General features: G+C 51.5%; 13 protein-coding genes. All 13 read left to right on the top strand.

Going from position 1 to position 12,982, the window contains the following annotated elements:
* Positions 1-67 precede the first annotated feature (67 nt).
* The 13 genes from HGO41_RS13985 to HGO41_RS13925 all read left to right on the top strand — a co-directional run bounded on the left by HGO41_RS13985 (position 68) and on the right by HGO41_RS13925 (position 12,886).
* Positions 68-871, top strand: coding sequence for a glycerophosphodiester phosphodiesterase (locus HGO41_RS13985; RefSeq protein WP_250981144.1), 804 nt, complete (start codon positions 68-70; stop codon positions 869-871).
* Entirely contained in the window at positions 852-1,706 is an 855-nt protein-coding gene (locus HGO41_RS13980; RefSeq protein ID WP_242502739.1) for an inositol monophosphatase family protein, read from the top strand. Before HGO41_RS13985 ends, HGO41_RS13980 begins: the two co-directional genes overlap by 20 nt.
* Positions 1,699-2,760, top strand: a complete 1,062-nt coding sequence (locus HGO41_RS13975) for an aldose 1-epimerase family protein (RefSeq protein ID WP_250981143.1) — start codon at positions 1,699-1,701, stop codon at positions 2,758-2,760. Before HGO41_RS13980 ends, HGO41_RS13975 begins: the two co-directional genes overlap by 8 nt.
* A gap of 674 nt (positions 2,761-3,434) precedes the next feature.
* Complete coding sequence (locus HGO41_RS13970) at positions 3,435-4,514, top strand: porin (protein ID WP_250981157.1); 1,080 nt, start codon at positions 3,435-3,437, stop codon at positions 4,512-4,514.
* A gap of 175 nt (positions 4,515-4,689) precedes the next feature.
* Complete coding sequence (gene cscK / locus HGO41_RS13965) at positions 4,690-5,625, top strand: fructokinase (RefSeq protein WP_250981142.1); 936 nt, start codon at positions 4,690-4,692, stop codon at positions 5,623-5,625.
* A gap of 80 nt (positions 5,626-5,705) precedes the next feature.
* Positions 5,706-7,121, top strand: a complete 1,416-nt coding sequence (locus HGO41_RS13960; RefSeq protein ID WP_129544528.1) for a sucrose-6-phosphate hydrolase — start codon at positions 5,706-5,708, stop codon at positions 7,119-7,121.
* Positions 7,122-7,340: 219 nt separating this feature from the next.
* Positions 7,341-8,240, top strand: a complete 900-nt coding sequence (locus HGO41_RS13955) for a LysR family transcriptional regulator (protein WP_129544529.1) — start codon at positions 7,341-7,343, stop codon at positions 8,238-8,240.
* A 467-nt stretch (positions 8,241-8,707) separates the two neighbouring features.
* Positions 8,708-8,920, top strand: coding sequence for an AlpA family phage regulatory protein (locus tag HGO41_RS13950; protein WP_129544530.1), 213 nt, complete (start codon positions 8,708-8,710; stop codon positions 8,918-8,920).
* Between the two features lie 14 nt (positions 8,921-8,934).
* Positions 8,935-9,225, top strand: coding sequence for a ParA family protein (locus tag HGO41_RS13945; RefSeq protein ID WP_129544531.1), 291 nt, complete (start codon positions 8,935-8,937; stop codon positions 9,223-9,225).
* Positions 9,218-9,478: a type II toxin-antitoxin system HicA family toxin gene (locus HGO41_RS13940; protein ID WP_129544532.1), complete on the top strand. Its 261-nt coding sequence runs from the start codon at positions 9,218-9,220 to the stop codon at positions 9,476-9,478. The genes HGO41_RS13945 and HGO41_RS13940 overlap by 8 nt, the downstream gene beginning before the upstream one ends.
* Positions 9,471-11,168: a ParB family protein gene (locus tag HGO41_RS13935; protein WP_129544533.1), complete on the top strand. Its 1,698-nt coding sequence runs from the start codon at positions 9,471-9,473 to the stop codon at positions 11,166-11,168. Before HGO41_RS13940 ends, HGO41_RS13935 begins: the two co-directional genes overlap by 8 nt.
* A gap of 13 nt (positions 11,169-11,181) precedes the next feature.
* On the top strand, positions 11,182-11,742 hold the full coding sequence (locus tag HGO41_RS13930; RefSeq protein ID WP_250981141.1) for a DUF2857 domain-containing protein: 561 nt from the start codon (positions 11,182-11,184) through the stop codon (positions 11,740-11,742).
* A 76-nt stretch (positions 11,743-11,818) separates the two neighbouring features.
* The gene (locus HGO41_RS13925; RefSeq protein ID WP_502947383.1) at positions 11,819-12,886 is read left to right on the top strand and encodes an STY4528 family pathogenicity island replication protein; all 1,068 of its coding nucleotides are present in this window, start codon (positions 11,819-11,821) and stop codon (positions 12,884-12,886) included.
* Positions 12,887-12,982 lie beyond the last annotated feature (96 nt).

Genomic DNA, 12,982 nt, shown 5'->3' with positions numbered 1-12,982 from the left:
ACAAAACCTTAAGCCAGTGTGTGCGACGGTTAAAAGGCGCATCTGCGCAGTTAAACAGGAAAATAGAATGAATCCATTGTTGATGAAGCCCGGACAGGTCCGGGTTGCAGGACACCGGGGCCACAGTGCCGGTGCTCCAGAGAATACTCTCGCCGCTTTTCGCAAAGCCCGCGAGCTGGGTGGCGCAGGCGTGACCTGCGAAACCGACCTGCTATTGACCCGCGACGGTGAGCTGGTTCTCATTCACGATGACATGGTTGATCGCACCACTGATGGCCATGGCCTTGTGTGTGACATGACGTATGCCGAGCTGTCCCGTCTTGATGCCGGTAGCTGGTTCAGTGCAGAATTTGCCGGTGAGAAAATCCCGCAGTTGAAAGATGCACTTATGCTGGCTCGTGAACAGGACATCGTTTATCAGGTTGAGCTGAAAATCCACCATCGGAACGATGAACTTTTCCCGAAACTCCGGGCACTGATTGATGAGCTGGACTGCGCCGATCTGCTTCAGTTCTCTTCTTTCGATTTTGTTCAGTTGCGGGATATCAAAAAGACTATCCCGGAGGTGCCGACTGTGGGTCACACGCATTCACGACTCATTGACCCGGTGGCGATTGCTCGTGAAGCAAATGTCGACGCCATTAATCTGGAAATCCAACATTTCCCCCGCGGTGAAGCGCTCCAGTTAAGGAAAGCAGGCATTGCGGCCCACTTATATATTCCCGTGGATAATCTTGACTCGCTTCTTACCTACGGTGTTGATATCCGTGCCCAGGTTATTGAGTGGATACGCGGTGGCTGGATGGATCAGATTTTGAGCAACGACGTTGCTTTGGTCGCAGGGATCAGGGATGAAATTTATGGCCGATAATAGAACTACTGCGTTGGCGCCGGTCCAGGCGATGGTGTCAGAAATTGAAGACATCGCGCGAAAAGCGGGTGAAATGGCTCTCGCTCATTTTCATTCTCTGGCAACCCTGCAGGTCGAAAAGAAAGGCCATCTCGACCTGGTAACACAAGCCGACAGACAGGTTGAACAGTTTCTGATGACCAGCCTGATCAACGCATTCCCCCGTGATGGCGTTTTCGGTGAAGAAGGATGCGATATTACCGGAAGTTCAGGTCGAGTCTGGGTTATCGATCCCATCGACGGCACGTTTAATTTCGTACGCGGCGGTCAGAACTGGGCCGTATCCATCGGACTGTATGAAAATCATCGTCCGGTGTTTGGCGTCATTTACGCGCCGGTCCGCAACCTCATGCTGAGCGGAGGCGATGGGTTACGAACAAAACTCAACGGAAACCCGATGATGTCACTGCCGTCTCTTGATGATTCGCAGGCATCAACGGGCCTGAGCTGGCATCCCTCCGTTGCGACCGATGACCGGCTTGAAGTCATGCGCTATATCTTCGACGAATTGAATTTCAGCTTTCGCTTCGGCGGCTCAGCAACACTTTCCCTTATTGAAGTCGCAATGGGAGAAACCGACGGATATATTTCGCTGGGTGACTCAACCTGGGATGTCATGGCGGCGCTGCCTATTCTCGCCAATCTTGGTGCATCACATACCATTGACTGGCACAACATCGGGCTGGATGCAAAGCTGCGGTTTGCGTGCGGAAGCGAAGCATTCCTGGTAAAGGTCCGTCCACTGCTGGAGAGGGTTGGTGGCAATTCCTCGTCCACCGGAGCCACCCATGACTGATCCGGCAAAGGCTGCGTTTCGCGCTGTTGATGAAATGTCGCCCTCTGAACTGCGGCGACGTACCGTGGATGGTCGGGGTGTTGCAGATATCCGTCTGTTGCAGGTGGAAGACGGGCCTGGACGGGGACAGCGGCTGCTCGTGGTCCGGAACGCGAGGGGGATCGGACTTGAAATTGCCGTTGACCGCGGTTTCGATATTTCCGGTGCCACCTGGCGCGGTATTAACATCGGATGGAATAGCGCAAACGGCATGCCATGGCCCCCGCATCCGGTCGATGCGGAAGATGGCGTAGGCTTTTACCGAAACTTTGATGGCTTCATTGCCACATGTGGCCTGGACCACATCGGTGGTGCCCGGCGGGACGATGGTGCCCACTATATCCATAAACATCGCCGGCAGGTTTTCTACCCCCTGCATGGGAGGATTTCCAGTCAACGAGCCGTACTTTCGGGCTATGGAATTGATTGGAGCGCAGACGGTCCTGTCATCTGGGCTGAAGGCGTTATCAGGCAGAGCGCGGTATTCGGTGAAAACCTCGTTCTAACGCGCCGCATCACGCTCGATGTCTACGGCAAAACGATACACATCAGCGACAGGGTAGAAAATCAGGGATACCGGCCAACACCGCACGCCATCCTGTACCACATTAATTTCGGGCATCCTTTTTTGAATGAAAGTACCCAGATATCGGGTGACGTTTGTCTGGATAAGGCAATGGCATTTAATACCGAAGAAAAGCGCCCGGATAATGATTATAGGGATTACTACGAGGATATTCCCATTACGGCGAGCGGTAAGACCGCCACCGTCACTCTTACCAGTGAGACGCCAGCCGGAGAATTACGCGTGCGTCTCTGTTATCCCCGTGAAGAATTGCCTGCGTTTGGCATCTGGCGGGCTTTTCAGTCTGGCGTCTATGCCCTGAGCATCGAACCGGCACGCCGCTTTGATCCGCAGGGGGCGCATGCGAACGGTTCAGTCACTCTGCAAGCCGGGGATGTAGTGAAATACAACATCGTGATAGCACTGGGTCCGGTCAACAGTGACGCTTAATAGCAACCGAAGTTCTGGATCTGTGCGTTTTGTCCGGGCTGTGGCAGCAAACATATTCAGACGGGCGTCTTCCGGCTTGCAGAACAGAGACGCAAAAGGGAGTGGAGTGCCTACCTCAGCATGATGGGCTGACCGGTATTGATGGCATTTTTATAGCAGCAGAACCCGAAATGGCTGTAATGGGTCATGACCATCTGCTGCAACGACTGGCATGGCAGTTCTGTCAGTCATTGAAAACCAGGGAGCATGGCCTCAGGCATATTCCTGCCCACGGATTTGCGCTCCCGTTTATACCGTTTTCTCCGGAGGTGAAAGTAGGTTACTGCTGAATATTACTGACTGGTCCTTTATGAAAGTTCACGAAATAAAAATAGGCCCAACATATCTTCGTGAATATCGGGATAAAAATTAAATTCATTTAAATTTTGAATTTTGAATTTTGAATTTTGAATTTTGAATTTTGAATTTTGGAGGTTAAATTTCACTGATAAAAAAATCACTCTGCAATCCTGATTATTCATTCAGGAAAAATACGTTCCACCGTCTAAATTACGGGCTAATACACGCCAGAGGATTCGTGTGGGGAAATAGTTTTTTATAATTTGCCCTATCGATTTTGGCCAAGATGCCCTCATTTTAACTCTGTGATCACTATTAATATACGGGTAAATATGATGCGTAATTTTAATTCAAGGCTGGGGGTTTATGGTTTATTAAGTACTCTGATTTCAGCACCGGCGCTGGCTGCTGAAGTTTATAATAAAGACGGTAATAAAGTTGAATTGTACGGAAAGGTTGAAGCTAAACACGTTATTTCTGATAACAAATCTGAAGATGGTGATGGCACGCTGGCACGACTAGGGTTCAGGGGGCTGACGAAGATCAACGACAAACTCACGGGCTATGGTCAGTGGGAATATAATTTCATGGCAAACCACACTGAAGGAGGTGCCGACGCGCAGAGTAGTAACGCCACACGTTTGGGCTTTGCTGGACTTAAATATGCTGACTTCGGTTCGATCGATTATGGTCGTAATCTAGGTGTACTGTTTGATACCGCGTCATTCACAGACATGGCGCCGGGTTTTGGTGCCAGCTCCATGACCTTCACAGACAACTTCATGTCCAAACGCTCTGGCGGCCTGCTGACCTATCGCTCGCCAACTTGGGATGGGCTGAAATATACCCTACAATATCAGGGTAAAAATGACCGCAGCTCGGCAAAACTCTCAAACGGTGATGGATACGGTGCCGGTCTGACATATGCCATTACCGACGGGATCACCCTCTCTGCTGCCGGCATGAAAGCCAACCGCACACTGACTCAGCAGGCTGATGGTCAGGGCGATGATGCGTCGGCCTGGGTAACAGGCGTAAAATACGACGCTAATCAAGTTTACTTTGGTGCCATTTACGGCCAGACCAAAGATATGACGCCTTATGGACAAAGCCAGATAGCGGATAAAACCCGAAATTTTGAAGTCATTGCGCAATATCTGTTCCTGAATGGCCTGCGTCCGTCTATAGGATTTGTGACACAGCGCGGTGATAATCTTCAGGGTTACGGCAACTTCCGTGGTGGGGATCAGACTATTCAGAAGTATATTCAAATTGGTACCTACTACTATTTCAATAAAAATATCCTGACCTGGGTGGATTACAGAATTAATTTACTTAAGGATAATGAATTCACTAAGGCTACAGGCATCAACACTGACAATGCCATTGCCTTAGATCTTATCTATCAGTTCTGATGTTCAGATATATAAAGGAAATGGGCAGATAAAAAACAGTTCACTCTTTTTTATCTGCCCCGTCGATTAGGTCCCGGAAATATGCCGTTATCCCAACATCGCGTTACGGCCATTCAGGCGACGTAAAACAGTTTCAACTGAATTTTACAATATCAACGACGAACAGGAGGGCCGTATGTCAGCGAAAGTATGGGTGCTGGGTGATGCTGTAGTTGATTTGATCTCCGATGAACCGGGGAAATTGCGCCAATGTCCGGGCGGCGCGCCAGCGAATGTCGCGGTCGGTATCGCTCGACTGGGAGGCAACAGTGCGTTTATCGGCCGGGTCGGCGATGATCCATTTGGTCAACTGATGCGGGTAACCCTGCAACAAGAAAAAGTGGATACGGAGTTTATGGTGCTGGATCCGACCCAACGGACCTCGACCGTAATAGTGGCATTAGATAGCCAGGGGGAGCGCAACTTTACGTTTATGGTGCGCCCCAGCGCGGATTTGTTTCTCGAACCGTCCGATCTGCCGACTTTTCAACCAGGCGATTGGTTGCATGTTTGCTCAATAGCACTCTCTGCTGAACCCTGCCGCAGCGCCGCATACTCTGCCATGACAGAGGTGAAACAGGTCGGCGGTTGGGTAAGCTTCGATCCTAACATCCGGATGGATTTTTGGCCGGACCCGGCGGAGCTACATTGTTGTGTTGAACGCGCTTTGCAATTCGCCGATGTGGTGAAATTCTCTGAAGAGGAGATGCTGTTTTTCAGTGGTGAGTCAGGATTGACTCAACAGAATCTCCAGCGTCTGAGCCGTGACTATCAACTCAAGTTATTGATAGTGACCCTGGGCAAAGCCGGTGTGCTGGTCTGCTACCAGGGTCAGGTGCAGCACTACCCCAGCCAGATTATGAAAAGCGTGGATACCACCGGTGCAGGCGACGCTTTCGTGGCCGGATTACTGTGGGGAATGGCTGAGCGTGGTCTGCCACTTAACGAGCCGCAGTTGGCGCAATGCCTCGCCGAAGCGCAAATCTGCGGCGCGCTGGCAACAACTGCCCTGGGCGCGATGACGGCGCTGCCGGATTTCATAGCTCTTCAACGACATAGAGTGACGGGATAATTATGAAGTTATTTAAAATGCATACATCGCTTCACTTCTATGATTTCTTTACTTTTTAAAAACAACCTGGATATACAATTATGACCACACAAACGCTGCTGTCCTCTGTCTTACAGGCAGTAATGAAAGGTCAGCCCAGGACGCTGGCCGATAACCACTACCCGCGCTGGCATCTCGCTCCGGTTACTGGTCTGATGAACGACCCAAATGGTTTCATTCACTTTCAGGGAAGATACCACCTGTTTTACCAGTGGAACCCGTTGTCTTGCAGTCATCAGAATAAATACTGGGGACACTGGAGTTCTGACGATTTACTGCACTGGCAACATGAACCCATAGCCCTGTTGCCAGACCAGACATACGATTGCAACGGTTGTTATTCAGGCAGCGCTGTGGAATATCAAGGCAAACTTACGCTGTGTTATACAGGAAATGTAGAATTCGACGATGGTAACCGCACCGCCTGGCAGTGCCTGGCTATACAAAATGCGGACGGCGGTTTCGATAAATTAGGTCCAGTGGTCCCCCTCCCCGAGGGTTATACCGGGCACGTTCGGGATCCCAAAATCTGGTGTGATGCCAACTGCTGGTACATGGTATTAGGTGCTCAGGATAAAAATCTCAGGGGCAAGGTGCTTCTGCTACGTTCCGACAATCTGCATGATTGGACCCGCATCGGTGAAATTGCGGGTAGCACGCTTGGCGGTTTAGCAGAGACGGGATATATGTGGGAATGCCCGGATTTTTTTATGCTTGATGGCAAAACCATCTTACTCTTTTGTCCTCAGGGGATCGCGCGCGAAGCCAGCCGATTCCTCAATACTCATCCAGCCGCCTATCTGTGCGGCGATTTCGACATGGGAACCTTCACTTTCCGCCATGGGCCTGTCAATGAAGTGGATGCAGGATTCGAGTTCTATGCGCCACAAACCACGCTAACTGCGGACGGTCGCCGCCTGCTGGTGGGCTGGATGGGCGTACCGGATGGGGAAGAAATGCGACAACCGACCCTTGCTTGCGGTTGGATCCACCAAATGACCTGCATGCGAGAACTGACCTTCAGGAATGGTAAACTATATCAACAACCCGTACAGGAATTGCAGCAACTTCGCGGCGTCAGGCAATCGTGGAGTGGCGGCGCAGATAGTGCCCCTACACTGAACGCGCAATCATTGGAACTGGTCATTGAGAAACAGAGTCCTGAATCCCTGACACTCGATTTCGCCAGCACGTTAATATTACGCTGGGACGACTATGGATTAAGATTAGCGCGTTGCAGCCTTGAAAATGATGAATGGCAATATCGTTACTGGCCGGGGCAAGTGCGCAACCTGCATATTCTCTGTGATCGTTCCAGCATCGAAATTTTCATCAATGACGGCGAAGGCGTGATGAGCAACCGTTACTTCCCCAACAATCCGGCTACGCTGACATTTGGCGGAGAGGCTAAACTCAATGCAACCTATTGGGTATTAAGCCCCAGTTCTGTGAATTAAGAAAAAGCACTTCGCGAGTTTCCTTGTTACGCATGCCATACAGAAAAGAAATAAGAATTACAGAAAACAGTGACTAAAATCAGCATCCAGACAGTCAAGGTAATATTTCAGCCTTGGGCCTTGAAGTACTGATGTGAGCCATTAGAACGTATATACCAACAATCAGAGATGGCTCTTCCAACGACCACTGGATTCCATCTTCACATATGGAGATTTATCATGAGGATTCGCCACCTTAGATATTTTCTGGTCGTTGCAGAGGAGCTGAGTTTCGTACGCGCATCTGAGCGTGTACATATAGAACGGTCTTCCCTGGCCCATGCTATACACGACCTTGAGGGCCTACTGGGTGTTCGCCTTTTTAATAGAAGCAAAGGTGGTATTCGGCTTACATGGTCTGGCGAAGTACTGCTTGACGATGTACGCCAAATGCTGACATTCTTCGAATATGTACAGTCTAGGGTTCAAGCCGCTTCCAACGGCTCTCTGGGAAGAATTCGTATCGGACTCTCGGATAGTCTTGCTCAGCCCAGATTAACGAGCCTGCTGGCGAAAACACGTGAAGAAGAACCAAGCACACAAGTTCGAATCACTGAAATGACAGCCGACGAAATGCTGCGCGCTCTCCATCATGATCAAATTGATATTGGCATTACAGTCAATTCTGACCCCTTAAGTGGCTATATCAAACACAAGGTCTGGGGTGAACGACCCGCCGTTGCTATACCGACTCATCATCCACTGCTTGCTTCCAGCAAGGTGACACTGCGGGAGGTTAAGCAGTTTCCACTGATCCTTTTCCATCCGGTGAAATGCGCAGGCGGATTCCAAGTGGTTTCCCGGTGGTTCTGCGGCGAGAACCTTTCACTTCCAACCATCACCGAGTACGCATCAGGACATGAGCAAATGCTTATGCTGGTAGCTGCAGGCTACGGTATCGGAATAGGATTAACATCTCAGTTGGGGATCTTCGCATACCCCAACGTCATCGTAAGGCCATTGCACGAAGAAATCCCTGATACTACGACCTATTTCATCACACAGGCCAGGGAGCTCGATCCTACAGTGGCCCGGTTCATACAAAGAGCCGGAACAATCGATAACCCTCTCTTGAGTTAGACCCTTGGACACCCATTTTTTCGCATGTTCAAGGGCGCTGACCATGCTTTTTTTTCTTCACCAACTGAGCAAAAAAACAACAATAAAATATCCTTTGATGCTTAAAAAAACTAGACGCGCATATCATTTTTTACTCAACCCACCGTAAATATTATAGTTTTTAGAGACAATATGAGCAGAAGTTTTTTCCTCACTCCTCTGTTTTTTTCATGCTCCTACGGCTGTCCTACCTACTCTCTTCTGCGGACTAGATTTTAATTTTTTGTTACTCAATCATTTCCCTAACTATTTCGAGTCTAGTTGGTGTTGCTTCTCTGTCGCAGCAACCTTTCAGAGCGGTTCATTCGACCAAACTGAACGTAACAATAAGGGCAAGCGCACTGCGTATTCTTTGCTGAGTTTCCGGGCTGGCGAACTTTAAATGGGTCAATCTCAGGAATGCCACCGGCTGCTAAGGAGTAACCAGTATGTTAGATGAAACCCATGTGCCCACAGACGAGCGCATAATCCTTCGACGCCCGGAAGTCCAAAGAAGAACCGGCCTGAAACGGGCTTATATTTATAAGCTCATGAGGGAGAAAAAATTCCCTCAGGCCGTTCCTATCGGGTTGCGCGCTGTCGGATGGTATTCCGATGAAATTGCTCAATGGATCGTCGAGCGTGGTGAAAAACGTACCTGACAGGAGTATTTCATATGGAAGTTATCTCTGTAATTTCAACTAAAGGCAACGTGGGGAAGACGACGGTTGAGACTGAGGCTAATCTTGGCACATATATCGCGGATGCAGTTCTGAGCATATCGCTACTCGATATGGGCATGCAGCACACGCTATTGAGCTTTTACGTACCATGCGGGGTTTACGAACAGCTGTCCGCTTCTACCCTGGAGGTGATACGCAGCCTGTCTCAGAAGTTCTATCCACAATGGCATGAACAGTTCGTAATGGTAACCGGCAAAACCGTGAGAGGAGCCGCTCATGTCTGACGCCCGGAAACTCGCCCGAGGTCACAAAGTGTTGCTGCCGCTGATCGAATACGCGTTGAGCGAAGGCTGGCTCATCTCCCGCACAGCCGGCGGACACCTCAAGTTCGTCAAGGCAGGGCTTCCGCCAATCTTTACCAGTTCAACAGCCAGTGATCACCGCGCCGGACGCAATGCCCGAGCCATGTTACAGCGAACAAAGCGCGAGCATGCCCGTTTCGATGCGCCTGAGCAAGAAGGGGATGACCATGTCTGATGCCACTCCACAGGAGAAGGCCAACGAGCTGGTGAGCGAAGGCTTCATTCGAAATGGTCCAGCCGTTGATATCTTGAATGACCCGCTTGAGGACACTCCGATGGTGGTGACGCTGGATGAGTTGCAAGCCTACGAACTCAATCCACGGCTGACCCGCAATCCCTTATATGATGAAATCAAAGACTCGATTCGCGAACGCGGACTTGATGCCCCCCCTGCTATTACACGGCGCCCTGGCGCCCACCATTACATTATCCGTAACGGCGGTAACACGCGGCTGGCCATCCTGCGTGAACTCTGGTCAGAGACGAAGGACGAACACTTCTTTCGCATCTCATGTTTGTATCGGCCCTGGACAGAACGCGGCGAAATCATCGCGCTGACCGGTCATCTTGCAGAGGGCGAGCTACACGGCAAACACACCTTCATCGAACGGGCGCTTGGCGTCGAACGAGCACGCGAACTCTATGAACAGGAAACGGGCAAAACGGTTTCTCAGTCGGAACTCTCACGTCTCCTGCGAGCTGACGGCTATCCGGTGTCTCAGCCACGCATTAGTCGGATGCAGGAAGCCATCCAGTACCTGCTGCCCGCCATCCCAACTGTACTATACGCTGGCATGGGGCGTCCCCAGGTCGAACAACTCACCAGCCTGCGACGTTCGGCGGCAAGGATATGGGAGGCACACCCGGCATCACAACATGCACATATCGCTTTCCCTTCTCTGTTTCAGGATGTTCTGACCGGGTTCGATGGTACCGCCGGGAATTTCAATATCCAGCGCGTGAAGGATGAACTGATAGGCCAAATGTCTGACCTGCTCTCCGTCGATTACGACACCCTGACCATCGATATCCTCAACACGGAAAAACGCTGGCAGGTGCTGAGCAGTGAACCTTCCATACCCATGATGTCTGCATTATCGCCGCAGCAAACGACAGAGATGCCGCCTCCTCAGCCGACAACCGCCTTACACCCGGCAAAACCTGTCACGGCACCGGGAAGAACATCACCAGAAGTCATACCGCCATCATCAGTACCCTCGTCCGTGACTTTAAATAATGAGAATGACGCCCAGCACACCTCGCGTATCAGTGAGCATATCGTGTCCCCCGCAGGGACGACCGAACGCCTGGAATCAATTCAGCGTCTCATCGCCGGGCACACCGGTGAGCAGCTTCCTGATTTCGAAAATAATGTGCTGCAGGCAATCCCCGTCCAGGCCGGTGGCCTTTATCCCATCACCGATGTCTGGTTCATCGACCCTGCTCTCGACGAGCCTGTGCGACTGCGCACCCACATCTCGCAGTTCGCCCTGGAGATCGCCTGCGAGTTAGACCTGAGCGATGCCATCGAAACGTACGAGGCAGGTTTGGGTTTCCGATGCCTGCTGCCGCACCGTGAACTGCCTTCCCTTGCCAGCGCGCTGCTGGCGTTACTGCATTCACTGAGCACGTCTTATGCATCAGAAAGTCCTGCAGAAGCCCATATCAGTACATCGCTTCTCGCCGAACATTTGGGCCTCCTTTTACTGGGCTTCCCATCACATGCAGGCACATCGCAGACACAATCCGAACGGTTGAGCGACAACAGTCTGGTAAAACTGTTTCGCCTACTCCGGCTTGGCCGGCGCTTGATGGATATTGAAAGCGCCATTGCCGGGCATGTGGATGCCCAACCAGGGACATGAGGAGAGCTGCGCTATGTCGGGTCCGCATCCGCTCAACCAAGCCGTTATTGCGCAGGCGCTTCATGATCTGCGCAACGGCCAACTGCGTCGGGCAAAATCGATGGGCTTCGACGACACCGACCTGGATGCGCTCAAGCACCCGCAAATGGCCAGCATCCTTGCCAATGCCACCGTCTCCTGGTGTTCGGTCTGCATCAACCGTAATGTACTCCAGCGACTGCTGAATCAGGCTAACGACATCACCGAAGAAGTCAGTCGAATTGACCGGCTGCTGTGCCTTGGAGCCAGCACTGAGTTGATCAGCAGGTTCTTCGGCCTCAGCCATCAGGAAATTGCGTTGCGTCGCAATGTGATTGGTCTGCCAAAACGTAAAGGTCGCCATCCGGTATTGAGCGAGGCGCAGGACGCAGATCTCTGGAATCGTTGGTCAGCTAGTGTGAAAAAGAGCGGCATTGCACTGACCGATGATATGGGTATGCTTGATATCGCCGCCGTACTGGCCGAAGGCACCGGACTCCCCCTGTCGGTCATCTGGAATGCCATTCAAGGTTGGATCGACCAGGGTCTTGTCTGAGATGGGCAGGCTCGATTCCTCACATATCCCGATACCGCCGGGCGAAATGACTGAGCCAAATCGAAGAAATGGCTTCATGGAAGACGGTATTATCTTCAGCGGCAATGCCCACGACAGCGTGCCACGCGCATTATTGCTTGATAAGAGACTGACTCCCCTCGAACGCAACGCCTGGCAGGTATTTCGCCTTAAGCTCAATGAAGATGGCATCACCGCCCTGCCGACCTACGATCAGCTCGCTCCCTGGCTTGCCTCAATGCCCTGTACCCAACGAGCTTCCCACGAAACTGTGGCGCGAGCTCTCGTTGTCTTACGGCTGACTCGCTGGTTGAGCCTTGTCCGACGGCGTCGTGAACAGCGTACGGGTCGTATACAGGGCAACCTGTATGTCCTGCACGATGAGCCTCTTTCTCCGTATGAAGCAATCCGGCTCGATGCTGACTACCTTGAGCTGATCAGTCAGTCTCTTATCCATACGAGTAAGTCCATCCAACGGGTTGCGGCCTTCACGCTGAAAGAGCTTTCCGAAGATCCCCTACTATGCAACAACATGCTGCCAGGCCGGCTGCACCTGATGATACAGCGCATGCAAGATCGGGGGTGGGACGACCGGGCTACTTATCCACAACCTGTGGATAATCACGATTCCGAAGACGGGGATCCCACCTTTCTTCGGAATCGTGATACCCCCAGTTCGGATTCCGAAGTGGGTAACAAAAGCAGTAAAACCAGCACTCTTCGGGATCCGAAGACCGATAGTACAGTAAGTAAAGAAAAAAAAATAAAAGAAATACGTACAGTACCGCGCACGCACGAGCAACTGACTATCCCGGTGAGATTCGAGTCCCTCAGTGCTGAACAACAAAATGGAGCCCTGACGGCATTACAGGCCGTGGAAAACACACTTCAACAGGCTGTACTTGACGAATGGGACGCCCGCTGCGGCTCAACCATCGTGCGAAACCCTGCCGGTTACCTGTTCGGTATCATCCAGAAAGCCATGCGCGGTGAGTTTCACATCTGGGCCGGGCAGCAGATACAACCAGACACCAGGCCTTCGGTGCCACATTCCCCGGCAACGGCAGATCCCGAAATCGCCCGACAACATATTGCCAGGCTGCGCGAACTGCTGAACTCGTCGTGACCTTATATTCCACCGTGTTCCCCCGACGCCTATACCACTGGTATAGCTCAACGCAAGGTTTTTGCGCGATGCTGTAACTCGTCGGCATCAACCATT

The sequence above is a fragment of the Rahnella sp. CG8 genome, assembly GCF_023701875.1.
In the GTDB taxonomy this organism is placed as follows: domain Bacteria; phylum Pseudomonadota; class Gammaproteobacteria; order Enterobacterales; family Enterobacteriaceae; genus Rahnella; species Rahnella aceris.
The sequence above is the reverse complement of the archived record's forward strand: the minus strand, read 5'-3'. Positions and strand labels throughout refer to the sequence as shown.